This window comes from Gilvimarinus algae, assembly GCF_030518215.1.
GTDB lineage: Bacteria > Pseudomonadota > Gammaproteobacteria > Pseudomonadales > Cellvibrionaceae > Gilvimarinus > Gilvimarinus algae.
This window is the reverse complement of the sequence record NZ_JAULRT010000052.1, coordinates 199741-219362: the sequence shown is the minus strand read 5'-3', so window position 1 is coordinate 219362 and position 19622 is coordinate 199741. Positions and strand designations below refer to the sequence as shown.

Genomic DNA, 19622 nt, shown 5'->3' with positions numbered 1-19622 from the left:
CTATAACGCCAATGCGATCCTTTCCCCGACACTTTTTACGATTTTTTTTACCAGACCCACAAGCGCTCTTAGTCAAAGCTACCACAAGCCGGGCTTTACGCCCTATGTCTTGTATTTTTGCGGAAAATAGCGCATGTTTCCATGCCTACGAGCGAATACCCGATTTCGATAATGCCAGTTTCCGACGCTCTGCAAAGCGCTCTGCCACGTGCAATGCCCGGGCAACGCCTGCTTGCCATCTGTTTCAGCGTCCTGCTGGCGTGCCTGGGTATAGCCGATTCATCCGTTGCTGGCGAGCACGATCACGCCCACAATAAAATGGCGCAGAGCCAGCACTTTGACATACCCGCACTGCCACTGGCCGATGCGCTCAAGCGCTACGCCGATCAATCGGGCATGCAAATTTTCTATCGCTCCGACATCCTGCCTGATATCACCACCCAACCCCTGCACGGCAGTTTCAGCCACGAGCAAGCTTTAATGCGGCTGCTGGCGGGCAGCGAACTACGCTTCACCTTCAGCGGCAATAATGCCCTGGTTATTCACTCCCCCGAACAAGAACAGTACGCCAGCCTGACCCCCGAGCCAGTACTCCCCAATACCCCGCACAGCATGGCCGTGGAAGAAACCTACGTGACTGGCATCCGCAACTCACTGAGGTTGAGCCTTACCGAAAAGCGCCAGGCGCCCAATGTGATCGATGTCATCACCTCCAACGATATTGGTAAATTCCCCGATCGCAACGTCGCCGACTCGCTGCAGCGCGTCGCTGGTGTCTCCGTTGACCGACTGTGGGGAGAAGGACGCGACGTCAATATTCGCGGCACCGATAAAGACATCAACCGCACACTGCTCAATGGTCAACACGTCGCCTCCAGCTACTGGTGGGCCAATGACAACCTGAGCCGCGGGTTTAATTACTCCACCCTCGCCTCGCAACTGGTGCAATCCATAGAAGTGCACAAAACCCCGAGAGCGGACATTGATGAGGGCAGCATCGGCGGAACCGTTATTGTCAGGACCCGTCAACCCCTGTCTGTGGCCGACCAGCTCATCAGCGTGCAGCTTGAACAGCAATACAGCGAACTGTCTGCCCACTGGGACCCTCAGGCGTCCGCCCTCGGAAGCTGGAGCAACACCGACGACACCTTTGGCGTACTCGCCAGTTTCAATGTACAAAATCGACGCAGCCGGCGCGATGGCCAGGAAACCTTCGCCAATGACACTCTCTACACCATCACCGAACCCAAAGGCGAGATTACCCAGAATGTCTACGCCATTTGGGGCGGCGGCACCGCCTTGCTGGAGCAGGATCGCTCGCACAACACCGGGAATCTCACCCTGCAATGGGCACCCGATGACCACTGGAACAGTGTGCTGAATATTTTCCGTTCGCAAATGGATATCGCCAGCGTCAATCACAATTATTTGTTTGCCCCCGGTGGGCTCAAGCTGCGTGAAACGCCTCCCGCCACCGTAACAAACCCGGTTTTTCAGACGAGCGAGGACGGCTACCTCAACCTTACCGGCGGCCTGCTCAGCAACGCCGACAGCACCGGCGCGCTGCTCGATGCCATCTATCGACAGGGGTATATCGACACCCGGGTCAGCGACTGGGAAACCTATTACACGGACGAACGGTGGCAGCTCCACTGGCAGCTGGGCCATACCGAGTCCACCGGTGGCACAGACCATGATTACCTCTATCGCTTTGCCGGCAACACCCGTTTTGCCTTCGCACTTAGCCCCGATAGAGTCGAGGTAAACTACCTCGACCTCGACCCCAAAAGCGCAAGCGCCATGAGCAGCTTTTCAGCCGACTCGCGCGATTGGATACGGGCCATGGAAAACAGTGAAACCTACGGGCAAATTGACATTGAGTACCACCCTGCCGCCCCATGGATGAGCAGACTCAAAGCGGGCCTCAAACGGCGCGATCACGGGGTGGTCAACACGCGTATCCTCGGTGAAATCGACACCAACCATCCGCGCTGGCAGTCGCTCTCATCCACCTCCCTTGCCGCAGTCTCCCACGAGTTAACGCCCTTGCTCTTGCCCGAGGTACCGGAGGTCAGCAATGTGCGTCAATACGCACGCACCGATGCCCGCCTGTTGCAAGAGGTGATACAACCGGCGTACCAGACGGGCCTACTCGCCTATCGCAATGACCCGAGTGCCTACTACCGCATAGAGGAAGACTCACTGGCCGCCTATGTGCAAGGTGCCTTTGAATTTGGCCCCCTACACATTGACGCGGGCGTCAGAGCGGTGGCCACTGAACAGGCGTCCAGCGGATACCTGGGCGAGCAGCTGGTTGAGTACCAGCGGCGCTACCGGCACCTTTTACCCAGTATCAACCTGCGCTACCAAGTGGGCGAGTCGACCATTGTTCGCGCCTCCCTTGCCGAGGTCATGGCACGACCGAACTACGAGGACATCGCCCCGGGGCTGATCGTTGACCCGACCAGTGGCTCGGGCTTGGCGGGCAATCCCGAGCTTAATCCCTACCAGGCCAATCAGGCTGATATCGGCGTTGAGTGGTACCCTTCCCCCACCTCAATGCTTGCGATTACCGCATTTTATAAAGACATCACCAGCTTTGTTTACCCCACCACCGAGACGCGTCAAATCGACGGACGAACCTTAAACATCACCACCAACCGCAACAGTTATGGCGCCAGCATCAGTGGTATTGAGCTGCGCTGGCAACAGGACATCGCTTGGGGCTTTGGGGTTCAATCCAATTACACCTATACCGACGCTCATGTTCCCTCCCCTGAGGGGCTAACGGCCATCAAACTACCGGGCAACTCGCGGGACCAATTTAACGCCTCGGTCTATTACGAAAACGCCCGTGTGGATGCGCGTCTGTCCTACAACTACCGCTCGAGCTCTTACGGTGAAGTTATCGCCGGCAGTCAGAGTAAAACAGCCGCCTACTCGCAGCTCGATGGCAGCCTGCACTGGTACCTGAGCAACGAGTTGAGTGTGTCGCTAGAGGCCATCAATTTAAACAACGAAATTATTTACATCCGCAGCGCCAGCGGCATTCCCCAGGGGTTTTACGAAAACGGACGCCGCTTTTTACTGGGGCTAAGGTATCAGTGGCAAGACTAAACAGGCCTAAAAAAAAGGGCCTGTTGCCAGGCCCGGTTCTTTTTGCCCATGGAGCTTGGCTTACTGCTGCTTGAGCAGATCTTTGTACTGATTTAGCTTTTCCTTGTCCTCTTCTGACAAGTTCTTATCGATGGCTTTTAACGCCTCTTCGGTCGCTCGAGCGCGGACTTCGCCTTCCAGTTCGGCTTTGGCTCTATCGATAATCGGTTGAATAACCGCCTCGACCAGTTCCGGACCGGTAAGGCCTTGCTCGCGCGTGCCCAGATTCTCACGCTGAATGTCTTGCAAGGTCACCGTACGATTTTCCAGTTGGGGAGAAATCACATCCATGGAAATGTCAGTGAAGCTCAGTTTTTCAACCATAAAACGCGGCTCTTGCGTAGAATTTTTACTTTCGCTGGTTTGCGTCGAGCCTCGTTTGACCGTATCGATCAGCGTCTGGATGTTCGTCTTGGCCACGCCCGTGTGTTCAACGGTCAAGTGAGCGCCATCCACCAGAATTTCATCAATGACTACCACCTGGCTGTTGACCGAGCTAGGTTCAATTTGTAACGCGATCTGATTGAGCTTAAAAAGGGTCGGCTGCTCGAAGCCTGGGTAATTGGCGATGCTTAACCCGTGCAACTCTCCCCGCCCCTTGTCCAACTCAAAATTCACCGAATCGAGGCTGACTTCGGTTTGCAGCACCTCGGTACCGACACTTTCAATAACCCTGGCGACCAGTCCATCGAGGTTTTTCACCAGCAGAAAAATACCGCCACCGATGAGCAGCACAATCACCAACAGCACAATCAATACAATTTTTAATGCTTTCACATCTCGCTCCTTGTTGTTTACGGTTGAATCGCCGGCTCTTGGTCTTCAATTGAGTTACTCGATGACGAGTTGCCCTCGGCAGGGTCAGGGGCGACGCCGTCACTGGATGAAGATTGATCAAGATGCTGCAGAGCATCGCGCGCCCGGGACAGTTCACTTTCTACCGAGTCGACAATGGCGTCCCACCCCTTGACGATGACCTCATTGGCCCGCTTGACCATGGTGCCCACCGAATCCTGCTCCATCGCTTGCAGTTTGCTCTTGGTGCTGGCCAACTCGCTCTTCACACTCGCCAGCTCTTTTTCCAATGTCGCCACGCGTACCGTCAACACCTGCTGCTGCGCATAGCCCCAGTAGAGCGCCGCACCTCCGGCAATGGCTGCCAATACCAGTAACAACACCATCAATCGGGTAAACCAACCCATATTCACCTCCATTTCGCTGTAATTGCTTTTGCCGTAGGCACCCTAAAAGCCCTATCATAGCGCGACCAGACAGACTGCACTACCGGTAGCACTACTATGCAAGAGACTCCCTGGGCGCTCAGTATTCTGAGCGTGGTTGAGATGATTTTTATCGGCCTGATATTGGCCGCTGTCATCACAGTGATCGTGCTCTACATTGTGGATGTGAACCAAAGCACCCACACCATACGCCGTAACTATCCGGTGATCGGCCGCTTTCGCTACTTATTTGAACATCTCGGTGAGTTTTTTCGGCAGTATTTTTTTGCCATGGATCGCGAGGAAATGCCTTTTAACCGCGCCGAGCGCTCCTGGGTCTACCGCTCGGCCAAAAACGTCGACGCCAACATCGGCTTTGGTTCCACCCGCGACCTCTCGCCCACAGGGACGGTCCTGTTTCTCAATTCGGCCTTTCCCACCCTAGAGAAAGATGCAGCCCTGCCCTCGGACGTCACTATAGGCCCCTACTGTCGCACCCCCTATACCACCAGCGCTGTTTTCAATATCAGCGGCATGAGCTACGGCGCCCTGTCACGGCCGGCCATACAGGCGCTCTCCGCCGGCGCCGCTAAAGCCGGTTGCTGGCTTAACACCGGCGAGGGCGGTCTCTCGCCCTACCATTTGGAGGGCGGCTGCGACATCGTGTTTCAAATAGGCACGGCCAAATACGGTGTGCGCAACGCCGAGGGGCACTTGAGTGACGACAGACTGCGGGATCTGGCCGCTCACGAGCAGGTACGCATGTTCGAAATCAAGCTGAGCCAGGGCGCCAAACCAGGCAAAGGCGGTATCCTGCCCGGTGAGAAAGTCTCTGCCGAGATTGCGCAGATACGGGGCATTGCAGAAGGCCACGCCTCCATCAGCCCCAACGGTCACCCGGATATTCGCTCGGTGGATGACTTGCTCGATATGATTGAGCACATCCGTGAGATTACCGGCAAGCCCGTGGGCTTCAAGGCCGTTCTGGGTGACAAACAGTGGCTGGTGGATCTGGTGGGGGCCATCAAGCAGCGCGGCATCGACCGGGCACCGGATTTTATTACTCTCGACAGCTGCGATGGTGGCACAGGCGCCGCACCGCAGCCGCTGATGGATTACGTCGGTCTGCCGTTAAAAGAAAGCCTGCCGTGGGTCAGCGACTTACTGACTCAGGCGGGGCTAAAAGGTCGCATCCGGTTGATTGCCTCGGGCAAACTGGTGACCCCCTCAAAAGTGGCCTGGGCACTGGCGTGCGGCGCGGACTTTACCGTGAGCGCCCGCGGCTTTATGTTTGCCCTCGGCTGCATTCAGGCCATGCAGTGCCACAAGAACACCTGCCCCACGGGCGTGACCACTCACGACCCCAAGCTGCAACGCGGGCTGGTGCCGGCCGACAAGGCCACCCGCGTGGCCCACTACCAACGCAATATGACCTACGGCGTGGGACTGATTGCCCATGCCTGCGGTGTGACAGAACCGCGCAAACTCAAGCGCGATCATGTGCATGTGGTCATGGCCTCGGGGCTCTCGGCACCTTTGAGTGAACTTCACCCTGAGCCTGTGACTCTGATAGACGATGAAGAACAGCCCCGCGCCCTCACCGGCGCCCAAAGCGTAAAAGATGAGGTTAACCGTGAACGCAACGTTTAAAGCACTGATCGCCCTGCTGGTGTTCTGCTCGGCGAGCACCCTGGCCCAGGAACCGAGCGCCACTGTCACCATCACCGATTTAAGTTGGACGGACGAGAGTTTTCTCTCCAACCAGCGCGCCCGTGTCGACCGTCTGACCAAAGAGCAGCTGGGCACACCGCTTCGCGGCGACAAGACCGACTTGAGTACTCTGCAGAGAATCGTGGATCGCGAGCTTATTGGCGCCAGCGACACCTTGGCGCTGCAGGCGCTGGGCGTGGTGCTGGGCGACGCCATGATCGTGGCCGAGCCGGAGTTGGAGTGGAAAGTCTACGAGGATAAACTCGGCCGCTCACGGGCGCTGTGCGCCGCGTCCGTCAACGAGTGCCTTTTTCCTGTCACCATGCTCTCGCGGCGTATGGCTGCCGGGCTCAAGCCCGACGTCAAAAAAGTCTATGTCGAGGCGCTGGAGCTTATAGCCGAAAGCCTGCCGGAGCTGCCCTACGGCGGCGAGCGCCAGTACACGCCTTACTGACGGGCGCATGATGGAAGCATTGCTGAGTTCAACCCTCGCCGTCGCTATCGCCGAGATTGGCGATAAAACCCAGTTGCTGGCGCTGCTATTGGTGGGCCGCTACGGTCGCCCAGTCACCATTTGCGCCGGCATTTTGCTGGCAACTGTCGTCAACCACGCCTTGTCGGCCTGGCTCGGCCAGTGGCTCGGCCAGTGGATAGCCCCGAATCTGCTGCCCTGGCTGATTGGTCTAAGCTTCCTGGCCGTGGCGGTGTGGACCCTGATCCCCGACAAAGAGGATGATAACCCCGGGCGCTTTGCCAGCCTCGGAGCCTTCGGCGCCACCTGCGTACTGTTTTTCCTCGCCGAACTGGGGGACAAAACTCAAGTGGCCACCGTGGTGCTGGCGGCGCACTACGCCTCGGCGACGCTAATGGTCATTATAGGTACGACACTGGGTATGCTGCTGGCGAATGTGCCGGTAGTGTTTGCGGGGCGCTGGCTGCTGACCAAAATCCCCATGACCTGGGTGCATCGGCTGGCGTTTGTGTTGTTTCTGGGCTTCGCCCTGGCAAGTTTTTGGCAGGGTTGGCACGACTGAAGGAGGCCACTATGCGCCAACTGCTCGCCTGGCTCAACACTTTGGTGCCTCTATTGGCCGTCGGTGGGGGCTACGGCATTGCTCTGTGGCAGGCGCAAGCGCCGGTGTGTTTCCCCTTCTGGGAAGGCTGCACCTCCATCAGCCGCGCCGTTCGCGAGGGTGATTCTCTTTTCTGGTTTCGTGGCCTGATGCTACCACTGACGCCTCTGCTCGCGGGCTACTGGCTCCTGCACCGGCGCTGGCTGAATGAGCTGGCGGGCACCGAGCACCGTTACCTGAGCCTTGCTATTCTCGCCGTCATCTCGGCTTTCGCACTGGCGCTCTACGCTAACTTCCTCGGCTCAGAGGGCGATGTCTACCGCTTTATGCGCCGTTTTGGCATTACGTTTTACTTTGCCTTTGGACTTTTGGGGCAACTCCTGGCGCTGGCGGCCCTGAAGCGTCAGCGCGCGCAACTCAGCTCCGGGCAGTGGCGCTGGGTGAGAACCCAGTGGGCCTGCGTTATAGCGCAGTGGCTGCTGGGGCTGGCCTCGCTGGCCATCACCATCAGCCAGCCTGACAACAAGTATGAGCTGCACAACCTAGTGGAGTGGTACTTTGCTCTGGCCATGGTGCTCTTTTACGGCCTGAATGGGCTGATTTGGCGGGACAGCCAGCGCCCGCTATAAGTGCTGGCGAATTTTCTCGGCGTTGGCGGCGAGCTCTTCGGCGCTGGCCTCGCGGGCTTTGGCAAAATCCAGCTCGCCCATGTCGTCCATGGGAACCAAATGCAGGTGCGTATGCGGCACTTCCAACCCGGCAATAATCACGGCCACCCGGGTCGCGGGAAACGCGCGCTGCATGGCCTTGGCCACCTTTTGGCTCAGGGTACTCAAATGCGCCATGGTCTCGGGGGGCAAATCGTACCAGTGATCCACTTCGGCTCGGGGAATGACCAATACATGCCCTGCTTTAAGCGGGGCAATCGTCATAATGGCCACCGCGGTATCGTCTTGCCAAACGAAGTGGCCCGGCAGTTCACCGGCGATAATTTTACTGAATACACTGGCCATAGCCGCTCCTTAGTAGACTGCGATGGATAATTTCATCAACGCTTTTGCGAGATGTTCGTCCAGATTATCCAGATGCCCGTGCTCAAGTTCAATCACCGGGCAGTGCGCTGACTTGAGTTTCTCGCGCACCTCGAGCGTATCGGCAAGCTTGCCGGGCGCCGGCTGCTCCGGCCAGTAGACAATGGCCACCCCGGGCCCGGGCAGGTAAAAGTCCACCTTGACCTGGCCCCCGGCTGCACCACCGAGCATAAGCTCGTGGCCAATAGCGTGGGTCAGGCCCGCCACATAGAGCCAATTGTCGATGAATCTGAGCGGACCATCGCTCAGTATATGACCATCGAGGGTTCCACTCGCGGCCGGGCCAAGGGCAGACACCCCCCGCTGCCACGTCGGGTTGTCCAGCAGTGTCTCAGGCCAGCTCACATAGGGAATGGCCGTGGTCTCACTCTCGTGCTGCTGACCGCCCAATGCCCTGCCCGCCTCGGTGAGCAGCCAGCCGTGCACATGCCGTTTAATCCAGCCGCGCTCAGCCAGTAAAAGATTGACCAGTCGCGCCGGCAAGCCCGACTTTTGCGCAAGATTGCGAGCGCTTAAAGGTGCCTCGGGCAATAACCCCATCACCGGGTGATGGCGCAGGGATTCGGGCCAGACAATATACTCACCGTACTTGGGGTGATTGGCGTAAGTGCCACCTTCAAACCGGCCTTTTTCCGTCAGGTGCCACTGATTGTCCACCTTCACAATCCAGCGGCTATTGGCCAGCAGAATAAACAGTTCCTTGCTGTCTTTACCGATAGCGCGAGCCAGCGCGGTGGTGGAAAGATGACGTTGTGATGTATCCGTGCTCATTCAGGGCTTCTCGATCTAAACTGGCAAGAGAGTAACACGACCGTAAAAAAATCGCTGGTCAAACTGTGAGCAATGACTTATACTCCGCGCCATCAGTGAAACCTCAAGTCACAAGCCGTCATTGACGGGCTTCTCCGCGCAAATACCTGGGGTCATACTGAATGGAGAAAGTCTCCAGTGTGTATACCTTGCAGGTGTATCGCCCCAAGCTGTTTTCTTCTGCTTTAGCGACCTTACCTCTCGACGAATAACCACCCGCGTTTGCACCTGTGGTTATGTGTGTTGTTGCACCCGGCTGCTTGCACAGCCTGCCCGGCCTCTGGCCGGTGACTGCCCGAGTCAATCTCCGACTCACGGCGGAGCCCGTTTGCTCCCGCCACATTTGTTCCGGCGCACTGCGGCGCCATTATTGGAAATACCATGTCTTCAGAAATTTTGTCAGATTCGATTACCTTTACCGACCTTGCACTGTCAGAGCCGGTATTAAAAGCCATCGCCAAAGTTGGCTATGAAACGCCTTCGCCCATCCAGGCTCAGGCTATTCCGGCGCTGCTGGCGGGCAAAGATATTGTGGGCCTGGCGCAAACCGGCACGGGTAAAACCGCTGCCTTTGCCCTGCCAATGCTCTCGCAAGTCGATACCCGCAGCCAGAACACACAGATTCTGGTGCTTGCCCCCACCCGCGAGCTTGCTATTCAGGTGGCCGAGGCCTTCCAACGCTACGCCAGTGAAATGCCCGGCTTCCATGTACTGCCGATTTACGGCGGCCAAGACATGCGCGGACAACTGCGTCAGCTCAAGCGCGGCGCTCAGGTAGTGGTTGGCACCCCCGGCCGCGTTATGGATCACCTGCGCCGCGGCAGCCTGGACTTGTCTCACCTGACGAACCTGGTGTTGGATGAAGCCGATGAGATGCTCCGTATGGGCTTTATTGACGACGTATCCTGGATTTTGGAACACACACCCAAAAACCGTCAGACTGCCCTCTTCTCTGCCACCATGCCCAAAGAAATTCGCCGCGTGGCCAGCACCTATCTGCGCGAACCTGAAGAGATCAGGATTACCCGCGAAAGCAGCACAGGCGCCAACATTGAACAAGTCTACTGGATGGCCAGCGGCGCCAATAAGCTCGATGCTCTCACCCGTATTCTCGAAGTCGAGCCTTTCGACGGTATCATTATGTTTGTGCGTACCAAAACCGCCACTGTCGAGCTCGCCGAAAAACTCGAAGCGCGCGGCTACAGTGCCGCGGCCATTAACGGCGACATGAACCAAGCGCTGCGCGAGCGCACCATCGAGCGGTTGAAAAACAAGTCACTGGACATCCTCATTGCCACCGACGTCGCCGCCCGCGGCATTGACGTTGAGCGTGTCAGCCATGTGATCAATTACGATATCCCCTACGACAGTGAAGCCTATGTACACCGCATCGGCCGCACTGGCCGTGCCGGCCGCTCGGGCAAAGCCATTTTGTTTGTCGCACCGCGGGAAAAACGTCTGCTCTACGCCATCGAAAAGGCCACCGGCCAGCGTATTGAACCGATGAAGCTGCCGAGCGGCGATGCCGTCACCGCCGCGCGGGTTGATCAGTTTTTGCAGGGCGTCACCGAGGTATTGCAAAGCGATCAGGACCTGAGCTTCTTTGATGAGCTGCTGGGAAATTATTGCCGTGAGCACGATGCCGAGCCAGAGCAAATTGCCATGGCCCTGGCTTATCTGCTGCAAAAAGATCGCCCGCTGCAGGTCAAGCTCACCGACCTTAAGCCCGAGTTCGCCTCTGAACCGCGCGAGCGCAAAGAGCGCAACCCGCGGACCAATCGCGGGCCCGAGGAGGGCATGAAGCGCTACCGTATTGAAGTGGGCCGCAATCACGGCGCGCGTCCCGGTGATATCGTCGGCGCCATTGCCAATGAGGCCGGACTAAAAAGCCGGTTTATCGGCCAGATAAAACTGTTTGACAGTTTTACCACCTTGGATCTGCCCAACGATATGCCGGCGCCACTGGCACAGAAAATCGCCGGTATTCATGTGCGCGGACAGGTATTATCGCTCAGTGAAGACCGGGGACCGGTGCGCAGCAAAGCGCATCAAAAACCCAAGGCCAAAAAGAAAAAATTTGCCGCACGCTAAAGCCGCCAGGCGTTAATTGAAAAACGCCGGGATTTCCCGGCGTTTTTTTTGCTTACAACCAAGGCAATTCATAGGTCACTACATCCGCCAAGAGTTGATCGCGCAGCTCGTCGGCACGCGCTTTCGCAATACAGGGCACCGTAACCGCCCCATCGGCGCTCCACACCCGCACGTGGGCAAGCCCCAAAGACCGAAGCAGCGGCGATTGACTCACTTCAATTTTCTGAATCTTTGCGCTCGGCAGCCACTGCTCGCTAAAACCAATAAAACCCGTACGCACGGCCAGCCATCGCTCATCGACAAAATATCCCATACAGTGCCAGCGCCTGCGACCGATCAAATACAACAGGGGTAAGAGCGACAGCGAAAGCCACACCCACCCACTGAGCCACCACATAGCAACCAGACACATTGCTAGCAAAAAAACGGCCCACAGAATCAACGGCCACAGCCAAAAGACCGCATGTACAGGCTGCCACTGCGCGCGGCTGAGGTTGAGCTCACCTCGCAGCAGCACCAGATTGAGCAAGTCCAGCACGGGAATGATAAAGCGCTGCTGCGCTGGCATTCCCTGCTGCGCCACAAGGCCACCGGCCTTACTGATATGTACGGTGTGCCGGCTTAGCAGCCGGGCAATAACACCCTGGACAATAGTCACCTTTTGCAACTTATGTTCTCTAAAACCACGTGTGCGCACAGTGGTCAAACCAGCGCGATACTGAAAGCGATCGCCCACGCGGGTTAACTCATAGCCCCAGTAGCGCACCAGCGCCAACAGCACCGAAAGACCGAAAAGTACCCCGCTGCCGACGATGACCGCAAATACAGCCATAACCACAGCAACAGAAACCGCCACCTGATCGCTGAGCCAGAGAAACAGGCTGTAGATTGGTGAATGTTCCAGCGAAGCCACACTGGACTCAAGCAACGGCCCCAACTGCTGGCCAAAGGGAGCGGCCAGGGGCGCCAGGTACAGCAGAGTGTTTTGCATCAAGCCATAGCGGGCAATATCGCCAGTGGACAACGCCAGCCGGTAATCGGCCCCGGCGGGTGACACCTGGGCGCTTGCATCGTCTTGCTTGTGCGCCTGAACCTCAAGCACTCGCTGGCGCAGACTCTCGGCGGTGGCGACAGAAATGCCCGGTATATCCACCTCTTGTTGCGCTGAGCCCGCGCTTTCCAGCCCAAGCGTGGCTAAGTTAAACGGGCGGAAGTAAAACGGATGTGCGATATCCGCCTGCTGCACGCGCTCAAAATCCAGCGTCAAACGCTTGCGGTTGAGCACCCCCGAGCGCAATTGCAGACGCCCGTCTTCAATTCGGTAGGAAAAAAACCAATACTGCAAAAAAGTCCCCACCAGCACCAGCAACAACAGAACAGGCACTGCGTAAACGAGTAGCACGCTGCGAAAAGCTTCGCCGCCGGCCAACGCCGGAATCAATAGAGGCCAGAGGTTCACCAGATGAGGAATGCCTTTCAGGGCGAAGTAGACGGTCGCCACCGGCGAGACACGCTGCCAGTTACTCGCCGTCATCGTCGGTCGCCGCCTCGCTGGTGATTCGGTCGGTCAGGTAGTTCTTCAGTCGCTTGGCCGTCTCACTGGGCAAGCCCGGGATCTTGATATCCGATTGACCGCCGCCTGCGGTGTAGAGGACCAGTTTGCTCAATCCGTAAACTCGCTCCAGAGGGCCCTGGGTGACTTCGATGTGTTGAATACGATTATGGCCCGCCGAAACCGTGGCGTGCCACCAATAGCCCGTGCTCTTGTGCACATCCAGCTCACGCAAAAGGTACTGCGTATGCGCCACACGGCGCGGCACCCACACCAACAGCAAGAACACCACCAAAAGCAGAATAAGTGCCGCCAAGAGCTTTGCGGGCAGTACCAGCCCTTCGAGCTCGAACAACACCACCGCCACACAAGCTGCCAATGGCAGCAAAGCCACCAGACACACCACAATGCGCAATACGGATTGGTAAGAGGGGTCAATGGGCCGCCACGGCTCTGACAACAGTGGCGGCAGCTGGGCGGCCTCGACAACCGCGTCTTGAATCTGCATAAAAATCCCTGCCTGTATTGTTATGGCGAGATTTTGCAGGCTAACGGGGCGCTATAGCAAGCGGTAACGCCCGCTGCCGGACGTTTCGCCGCCGCCTATTCGGCCAGGGTAATCACCGGATTGATCCAGTCGGCATGGTCCCAGCTGTCCGTTCCCCGGGCGCTGACTACCAGACTCAGCTCATCCACGCCGCTCACATCGATATCGGCACGGACCGGCTCTCTCTCGTAACCAAACACCGGGCCCGACTGCCAGAGTATGTCCGCGCCCTCTCGGATGCTGAATTCCACCTCGGCGGCACCGACCTCATCATCCACCCCCGCCATGATACTCAGGCGAGCGGCCTTGCCATCGAGATCAAAAACAATCACCGAGTCGGCGTGCACACCAATACCCTCGCGATAACGCGTACCAGCCACCGAGAGAATATTGCCATCGAAACTGCTATTAATGCGCATGACGCCGTGAGACTGGCGAGTATCGAGAATCGGAAATTGGCGCAAAAGCTTTTGCCCTTCCTGCAACTCGGGAAACAGCACCCGATACGACTGATGCAGATAGTAGGCAAAGCCCCAGAGCAGCAGGGCCGCCACCACAATGGCAACGATCGGTCGGCGCAGAGAGTCTACCAGCCGGTGAAAACCGCGGCTGACCCGCGCCTGACCGAGAAATACCACCAGCATCAATACCAGCAGTATCAGCACCGACATGGCCGCCAGCGACTGCCATAGAAATGGGCCGCTGACACCGAATACCAACATCATGTTGAGCGAAGAGACCAAAGCCAGCACCAGCGCAAGGTAAAAACCCCAGGGCACCAACAAGCCGTAGAACATAGCAATGACCACAGCAGGCATCATGTAGCGCTCGTGCATGGCCGGCAAGATCACAAAAAACGCCGAGGCACACACCAGTGCGTACAAAAGTGCCTCTGCCGAGCGCTCGGCGACTGGGCTTTCGCCTGCGGCGCAGCGCCACTGGCGGTAGACTCCGGTGGCAAAGACCAGCAGGCACACCAGGGCAAACGCCAGCATTCCTGTGTGTTTTACCACCCAGAAACCACCAGCCTCACCGGTAAAGATATTGAGGTCATCCGGTGCCATATTGCCCGCCAGCAGAAACCACAGATTGGCGCCGTTAAACGTGGCCTTGGGGTAGGAGCCGAGCGTGTGAATATAAGCGTTGGTAAAGGCATCTACCGCTTTGCCCACCACAAGAAAAGGTAAAAACGCCAGCAGAACAACCACCAGCGAATAGAGTGCACCCAGCAATGACAGCTTAAATTGCCGCAGAGCCAGCACACCAAACACAGGCGCAAAGGCGATCATCTGAAACTTGGTCAGCAGAGACAATACAAACAGCGGCACCGCGATATCCATGCGGCGTTTAACCAGCGCGAAAAACAGCGCCACCACGACAAAGGTCGTCGGCAGAATGTCCACTTGGCCCCACAGCGGGCCATCAACCAACAAAGCGGGGTTAAAGCACACCAAGGCCATGGCTCTTTGGGCATGTTCACGGCTTAGCTGACAGTGCTCTGCCCAGCGGGCCGTGATCACAGCCAACAAGCAATGGCAAGTCAGCACCGGTACTTGAGCGAGGAATTTTAAAAAGCTGTTGGGCTCAACGGCGATGCTGAGCGCCGAATAAATCTTACCCACAAGATACAACCAGTGGATGTAAACCGGAGGGTAGTCTCCCTCAAAGGCCAGGTACCCGCCAAGCTGTAGTTGCCGCACCCAGCTTTTCCAATAGCCGATGTCACCGCCGTGGGGCGCACCGTTAATCAGGAGAAAATTGACCAATATGATGGCCAGTATCCAGGGGTAAAGATCGCTACTTTTGCTTAACCAGGGGAGCGCCCATTTTTCCTGCAGCACACGCCCGGCCTTGATCGTCGAGGCCGACATAAGCATCCCTTATAGTCGTTGTGTCTATTTTAATTTGGCACTGCCTGGGCAAAAACAGCGCGAAGCACCTGCGTTTATAGCGTGTGCGAGCGGGAAAAATCAAGTCGGGGGGGCGATCAGCGCAAGACGGCAGCCTGGACTTTCCGTACTGCCGGGTGTGAGGGAGTTTTAAAAATCGTCAAACATTTGGATGTGATAGCCGCCCTCGACGGCCTCGCTCAGCGCCTTGTCGGCGGCGACCACACGCTCGTCCTGCAGCAGTGACGCGGCAACCGCTTTGCGGTTGTGGATTTTTATGTCGGTAAAACCGGCGCGCATCAAATAAATCTTGCACAGCTGCTCGGCGCCGAATAAGTCGGCAAAATGGATGTAGACAATAAACGGGACCGTCTGCCCCTGCTTAACGTCTTCGTCAATGTCTTTACGGGCAGTCGCATCGGCCGAGAAAATGTACATGTCGTTCCTCTGTATAAGAAAAGCAGTGGGTCACCGGCTTACGCCACCGGATTTTGGCGGCGTAAACCGGTGAGTGTTACACGGCGATAATCACCCGTACCGCATCGAGCTTGAGGCTCGCGTGCTGCAAATGCTCAACGCTCTGCGCCAGGCGCTGCTCGAGATGCTCAATTTCCTCGTCGCGAATATTCGGGTTTACCCGAGCGAGATCGCGCAAACGCTCCACTTCACGGCCGATATCCTGTTCGAGATTGCGCTGCGCGCTGGCAATCTGCTCGAGCTTGAGCGGCGCAATTTTGGCTTCGGCGGCATCGAGCATAGAGACCAGCTGTTCACGGCTGTGCCGGACCAACTCTTGGGCGCTGGCACGGGGCACTTTTTGCAAGAGTTTATCGAGTTTATCCGGACTGAGCACCGCCGCAAAATCCTTGCCCTGAGTATCGAGCAGCACGCGCATAACCGGTTGCGTTATGTAGCGGCCCAGTTGCAGGTGCGCCGGGGCCGGACTGTAGAGACAGAAAACCGTTTCCACCATCAGAGTGCCCGGCTTAAGCGGCGGCAATTTAAGCGTTGCCACCGCTGTGTTGCCAAACTCGGTATCGGCAATGAGCTCCAAAGTGCCGCGCACCAAAGGGTGCTCCCAGGTTAAAAAGCTCATGTCATCGCGCGACAGTGCCTGCTCGCGGTCAAAGGTTACCGTCAGGCCAGACTCGGGTAACCCCGGATAGGGATCCACGCGCATGTGCTCGCCGGGGTGCAGCACCCAACTGTTTTCGCTGTGCCGCTCATAGTCCACATTAAAACTGTCCAGCGCGCGCATCAAATACTCGGGCAGCTCACTGTCGTTGTCCTGAGTGGCCAGCTTATCAACAATAGCCTCGGCCTTACCGGGGCGGCAGGAGTTCAGCTCCAGCAGTTTATCCCGCCCGGCCTGCAGCTCGGCGTTGAGCGTTTGCGCATACGCCGCGGTGCGCTCGATCAAGACGTCCATGGGCTCGTCTTCATCGGCGCTTAGAGCCTCAAGCAACCGATCTTCAAACTCGACGTAGGCGGCATGGCCAATGGCGCAGGTGTGCTCGAAAGCATTTACCCCTTCATGGTACCAGCGCGCGAGCTTTTCCTGGGCGCTAGCCCTGCTCGCCCAGTAGGTGGGCACATGAAGGTGAATGCGCCCCGCCTGGCCAATGCGATCCAGCCGGCCAATACGCTGCTCCAACAAATCCGGGTTGAGAGGCAGGTCAAAGAGCACCAGATCTTGGGCAAACTGGAAGTTGCGCCCCTCGCTGCCGATTTCCGAGGCAATGAGTACCTGGGCGCCCTCTTCGCTGTCGGCGAAATAAGCCGCCGCGCGGTCGCGGGCGATCAGATTCATGCCCTCGTGAAAGACCGCACAGGCGACGCCATGGCGAAGGCGCAGATAGAGCTCGAGCGATTGCGCAGTGTCGCCGTCGGCGCAGATCACCAGAATCTTCTGGCCACGCTTTTCTTTCACCAGATCCCTGAGCCAGAGCACTCGAGGGTCGTGAAGCCACCAATCCCCTTTTGTTTGCCAAAAAGCTTCGGGGTGCAGCTGCACACGCAGCGGCTCAGCCGCGAGCGCCTCGGCGTCCTCATCGCTGATGGGAATTTCGTACCGGTGCAGCTCACGCTCGGGGAAACCTGCGACCCCGTGCCGGGTATTGCGCAGCAGAACTCTACCGGTGCCATGGCGGTCGAGCAATATGTCGATCAGATCGTCAATCGCCCCCTGCAATGAAGTATCGCGCGCCTGGCAGGCAGCCCGCTCAATGCTCTGCGCGTCCAAAAACTGCGCCAGCTCACCGGTCACATTCTCTGGCAGTTCTGCCATTTCCTCGGGACTGACGGGGCGCCGCTCAAGCAATTGCTCAACCAGCTCACTCAAGGGCTGATAGCTTTTCTGTTCAGCGATAAACGCGGCCAGGTCGTAGTAGCGGTCGGGATCGAGCAGGCGCAGACGGGCAAAGTGGCTTTCAAGACCCAATTGTTCCGGTGTGGCCGTGAGCAGCAAGAGCCCTCGCGCGCGCCGCGCCAATTGCTCAACAGCCAGGTATTCGGCACTCGCGCCCTCGGCGCTCCAGAGCAAATGGTGAGCCTCGTCCACCAACAACAAATCCCAATCGGCCGCCAGCGCCTGCTGCAAACGCCGCTCGCTGCCGGCGATAAAGCTCTGCGAGCAGAGCACCAATTGCGCACTTTCGAACGGGTTGATCTCACCCTCCGCCGGCTCGGCACCCTCCGGCGAGAGTTCCGGTTCTTCGCCGTCGACATCTCTGCCCTCAAGCGAGAGGCAACGCTCTTCATCGAGCAGGGTAAAGGCGAGATTAAAGCGCCGCAGCATTTCCACCAGCCACTGGTGCAGTAGTGAGTCGGGCACCAGTACCAGAGCGCGCTTGCTGCGCCCGGTCAGCAGTTGGCGGTGCAGTATCAGGCCCGCCTCAATGGTCTTTCCGAGCCCCACCTCATCGGCCAGCAAGACCCGCGGGGCGTAGCGACTTGCCACTTGCGAGGCGATGTATAGTTGATGAGGCAAGAGCGACACCCGTGCACCGCCCAGGCCAAAGGTGGATTCAGCCTCTACCCGGTGGCGCAGGACGCGACTGTGGTAACGCAGAGAGAAATGGTTGCTTTTATCGATTTGACCCGCAAAGAGCCTCTCCCGAGGCTTGCTAAACTGCACGAAGCTGTCCAGCTCAAACTCCGGAATAGCCCGCGCCTGACCGTCCTCGGTGAGGGTTTGGTAGAGCAGGCAACCGCCCTGCTCGATCACCTCGGCCACCACCACAGCCTGGCCGTCCTGATGCTTGATTCGCTCGCCCGGTGTGTAGCGCACCCGGCTCAGCGGCGCTTCGCTCAAAGAATAGGTGCGCCTCTGCCCCGCTGCGGGGAAACCGATATCCACGGCCCCACCGTCTATCTGAAGCACCACTCCCAGCCCCAGTTCGGGCTCGGTATCACTGACGTAACGCTGACCGACGGTAACTGCTGCTTGCGACACACTGACCTCTCGCTTGTCTTTCCGGGCGCGCATCATACTGCGAGTGGGCCATAAACTGAACCGCAAGCGCCATTTTTGCTAAAATACGCGCCTTTTAGCCGACGTATTGATTATGAGCCGCCACAACCCATCGCTGCAAAGACTGTTAGCCGAACACGAATTTCTCTCACTGACCGACAGCCAGAGCCGCTTTGCGGACCACCCGGGCAGCGGACTGCCATTGCTGGCTGTCAGCACACCCCTGTGCGAAGCGCTGATTGCCTTCAACGGCGCCCAACTGTTGAGCTTCAAGCCCACCGGGGGCGAGGAGCTGCTGTGGGTCAGCCCCAATTGCCAATTCAGCGAGGGGGCGAGCCTGCGCGGCGGTATTCCCCTGTGCCTGCCCTGGTTTGGCCCCCACCCCAGCGACAAGAGCCGCCCCAACCACGGCATTGCTCGCACCCGCGACTGGCATTTGACCGGCGCCCGGCTGGATGACCATCAACTTTGTCATCTCAGCTTTGAGTATACCCACAACGCCGACTTGCTATTTGAGCACGACTTCAGCGCTACGCTGGTACTGACGCTGGGCCTGACCCCGACACTCAGCCTGCACCTCCACAACCGCAGTGAGGAGACCTTTGACGCCAGCTGGGTGATGCACACCTATTTCGCCGTTAGCGACATTGCCGGCGTGCGGGTCGAGGGACTGGATGGACGCGAGTACGCCGATAAAGTCCGGGGCGGGCGCTATTTTACCCAAAGTGGCCCCATCACCTTCTCGGGCGAGGTCGACCGGGTGTTTGAAGACATTCAACTGCCCGTGACCATTGATGCCGGCCGCCGCCTGCGCGTAACAGGCGACAACTGCCCGAGTGTGGTGGTCTGGAACACCGGCGATCAGCTCGCCCGCAAGATTGCCGATATCGGCCCCGGCCATCACACAGGGTATGTATGTGTCGAGCGCGGCGCCTGCCTGGGCGACAGCTGGCGCCTGGCCCCAGGCGAAGAGCGCCACGCCGAGATGAGCATTACCCCGGCTTAACCCTC

Annotated in this window: 16 protein-coding genes; 7 read left to right on the top strand and 9 right to left on the bottom strand. The window is 58.0% G+C overall.

The window, feature by feature from the left end; translation table 11 throughout:
• Positions 1-171 precede the first annotated feature (171 nt).
• Positions 172-3117: a TonB-dependent receptor gene (locus tag QWI16_RS08405; protein ID WP_302712355.1), complete on the top strand. Its 2946-nt coding sequence runs from the start codon at positions 172-174 to the stop codon at positions 3115-3117.
• Between the two features lie 60 nt (positions 3118-3177).
• Here the strand turns inward: QWI16_RS08405 and QWI16_RS08400 are convergent, their stop codons facing one another.
• Complete coding sequence (locus tag QWI16_RS08400; protein WP_302712354.1) at positions 3178-3933, bottom strand: DUF748 domain-containing protein; 756 nt, start codon at positions 3931-3933, stop codon at positions 3178-3180.
• Positions 3934-3950: 17 nt separating this feature from the next.
• The gene (locus QWI16_RS08395; protein WP_302712353.1) at positions 3951-4358 is read right to left on the bottom strand and encodes a hypothetical protein; all 408 of its coding nucleotides are present in this window, start codon (positions 4356-4358) and stop codon (positions 3951-3953) included.
• Positions 4359-4454: 96 nt separating this feature from the next.
• On the opposite strand from QWI16_RS08395, the gene QWI16_RS08390 reads away from it, so the two are divergent.
• Genes QWI16_RS08390 through QWI16_RS08375 form a run of 4 tightly spaced genes read left to right on the top strand, consistent with a single transcriptional unit; the run spans position 4455 to position 7788 of the window.
• Positions 4455-6026: an FMN-binding glutamate synthase family protein gene (locus QWI16_RS08390; RefSeq protein ID WP_302712352.1), complete on the top strand. Its 1572-nt coding sequence runs from the start codon at positions 4455-4457 to the stop codon at positions 6024-6026.
• Positions 6010-6540: a DUF3806 domain-containing protein gene (locus tag QWI16_RS08385; RefSeq protein WP_302712351.1), complete on the top strand. Its 531-nt coding sequence runs from the start codon at positions 6010-6012 to the stop codon at positions 6538-6540. Before QWI16_RS08390 ends, QWI16_RS08385 begins: the two co-directional genes overlap by 17 nt.
• Before the next feature lie 7 nt (positions 6541-6547).
• Positions 6548-7120, top strand: a complete 573-nt coding sequence (locus QWI16_RS08380; protein WP_302712350.1) for a TMEM165/GDT1 family protein — start codon at positions 6548-6550, stop codon at positions 7118-7120.
• Positions 7121-7131: 11 nt separating this feature from the next.
• Positions 7132-7788 carry a hypothetical protein gene (locus QWI16_RS08375; RefSeq protein ID WP_302712349.1) on the top strand — a complete coding sequence of 219 codons (657 nt, stop codon included), beginning with the start codon at positions 7132-7134 and terminating at the stop codon, positions 7786-7788.
• On the opposite strand, the gene QWI16_RS08370 is transcribed toward QWI16_RS08375, so the two are convergent.
• On the bottom strand, positions 7783-8172 hold the full coding sequence (locus tag QWI16_RS08370) for an HIT family protein (RefSeq protein WP_302712348.1): 390 nt from the start codon (positions 8170-8172) through the stop codon (positions 7783-7785). The two genes, QWI16_RS08375 and QWI16_RS08370, sit on opposite strands and share 6 nt — an antisense overlap.
• Before the next feature lie 9 nt (positions 8173-8181).
• Positions 8182-9021, bottom strand: a complete 840-nt coding sequence (locus tag QWI16_RS08365) for a 4-alpha-glucanotransferase (RefSeq protein WP_302712347.1) — start codon at positions 9019-9021, stop codon at positions 8182-8184.
• A gap of 420 nt (positions 9022-9441) precedes the next feature.
• On the opposite strand from QWI16_RS08365, the gene QWI16_RS08360 reads away from it, so the two are divergent.
• Positions 9442-11151 (top strand): DEAD/DEAH box helicase, encoded by a 1710-nt coding sequence (locus QWI16_RS08360; protein WP_302712346.1) that lies wholly within the window; start codon positions 9442-9444, stop codon positions 11149-11151.
• Between the two features lie 52 nt (positions 11152-11203).
• Here QWI16_RS08360 and QWI16_RS08355 read toward each other — a convergent pair whose 3' ends face one another.
• From QWI16_RS08355 to rapA, 5 genes are all read right to left on the bottom strand, one after another.
• Entirely contained in the window at positions 11204-12685 is a 1482-nt protein-coding gene (locus tag QWI16_RS08355; protein ID WP_302712345.1) for a PH domain-containing protein, read from the bottom strand.
• Complete coding sequence (locus QWI16_RS08350) at positions 12672-13211, bottom strand: PH domain-containing protein (RefSeq protein WP_302712344.1); 540 nt, start codon at positions 13209-13211, stop codon at positions 12672-12674. The genes QWI16_RS08355 and QWI16_RS08350 overlap by 14 nt, the downstream gene beginning before the upstream one ends.
• Before the next feature lie 95 nt (positions 13212-13306).
• Positions 13307-15121 (bottom strand): NPCBM/NEW2 domain-containing protein, encoded by a 1815-nt coding sequence (locus QWI16_RS08345; RefSeq protein WP_302712343.1) that lies wholly within the window; start codon positions 15119-15121, stop codon positions 13307-13309.
• A gap of 168 nt (positions 15122-15289) precedes the next feature.
• On the bottom strand, positions 15290-15577 hold the full coding sequence (locus tag QWI16_RS08340; RefSeq protein WP_302712342.1) for a hypothetical protein: 288 nt from the start codon (positions 15575-15577) through the stop codon (positions 15290-15292).
• A 76-nt stretch (positions 15578-15653) separates the two neighbouring features.
• The gene (gene rapA / locus QWI16_RS08335) at positions 15654-18593 is read right to left on the bottom strand and encodes an RNA polymerase-associated protein RapA (RefSeq protein ID WP_302712341.1); all 2940 of its coding nucleotides are present in this window, start codon (positions 18591-18593) and stop codon (positions 15654-15656) included.
• Positions 18594-18705: 112 nt separating this feature from the next.
• Between rapA and QWI16_RS08330 the strand changes: the two genes are divergently transcribed.
• Positions 18706-19617: a D-hexose-6-phosphate mutarotase gene (locus QWI16_RS08330; protein WP_302712340.1), complete on the top strand. Its 912-nt coding sequence runs from the start codon at positions 18706-18708 to the stop codon at positions 19615-19617.
• Positions 19618-19622: the final 5 nt, after the last annotated feature.

Excerpts from the sequence above, each read along its gene's own strand:
- QWI16_RS08355 (WP_302712345.1), bottom strand. The coding sequence starts at position 12,685 with ATGACGGCGAGTAACTGGCAGCGTGTCTCGCCGGTGGCGACCGTCTAC.
- QWI16_RS08375 (WP_302712349.1), top strand. The coding sequence starts at position 7,132 with ATGCGCCAACTGCTCGCCTGGCTCAACACTTTGGTGCCTCTATTGGCC.
- QWI16_RS08330 (WP_302712340.1), top strand. The coding sequence starts at position 18,706 with ATGAGCCGCCACAACCCATCGCTGCAAAGACTGTTAGCCGAACACGAA.
- QWI16_RS08360 (WP_302712346.1), top strand. The coding sequence starts at position 9,442 with ATGTCTTCAGAAATTTTGTCAGATTCGATTACCTTTACCGACCTTGCA.
- QWI16_RS08340 (WP_302712342.1), bottom strand. The coding sequence starts at position 15,577 with ATGTACATTTTCTCGGCCGATGCGACTGCCCGTAAAGACATTGACGAA.
- QWI16_RS08365 (WP_302712347.1), bottom strand. The coding sequence starts at position 9,021 with ATGAGCACGGATACATCACAACGTCATCTTTCCACCACCGCGCTGGCT.
- QWI16_RS08390 (WP_302712352.1), top strand. The coding sequence starts at position 4,455 with ATGCAAGAGACTCCCTGGGCGCTCAGTATTCTGAGCGTGGTTGAGATG.
- QWI16_RS08405 (WP_302712355.1), top strand. The coding sequence starts at position 172 with ATGCCAGTTTCCGACGCTCTGCAAAGCGCTCTGCCACGTGCAATGCCC.
- QWI16_RS08380 (WP_302712350.1), top strand. The coding sequence starts at position 6,548 with ATGATGGAAGCATTGCTGAGTTCAACCCTCGCCGTCGCTATCGCCGAG.
- QWI16_RS08370 (WP_302712348.1), bottom strand. The coding sequence starts at position 8,172 with ATGGCCAGTGTATTCAGTAAAATTATCGCCGGTGAACTGCCGGGCCAC.
- QWI16_RS08345 (WP_302712343.1), bottom strand. The coding sequence starts at position 15,121 with ATGTCGGCCTCGACGATCAAGGCCGGGCGTGTGCTGCAGGAAAAATGG.
- QWI16_RS08395 (WP_302712353.1), bottom strand. The coding sequence starts at position 4,358 with ATGGGTTGGTTTACCCGATTGATGGTGTTGTTACTGGTATTGGCAGCC.
- QWI16_RS08350 (WP_302712344.1), bottom strand. The coding sequence starts at position 13,211 with ATGCAGATTCAAGACGCGGTTGTCGAGGCCGCCCAGCTGCCGCCACTG.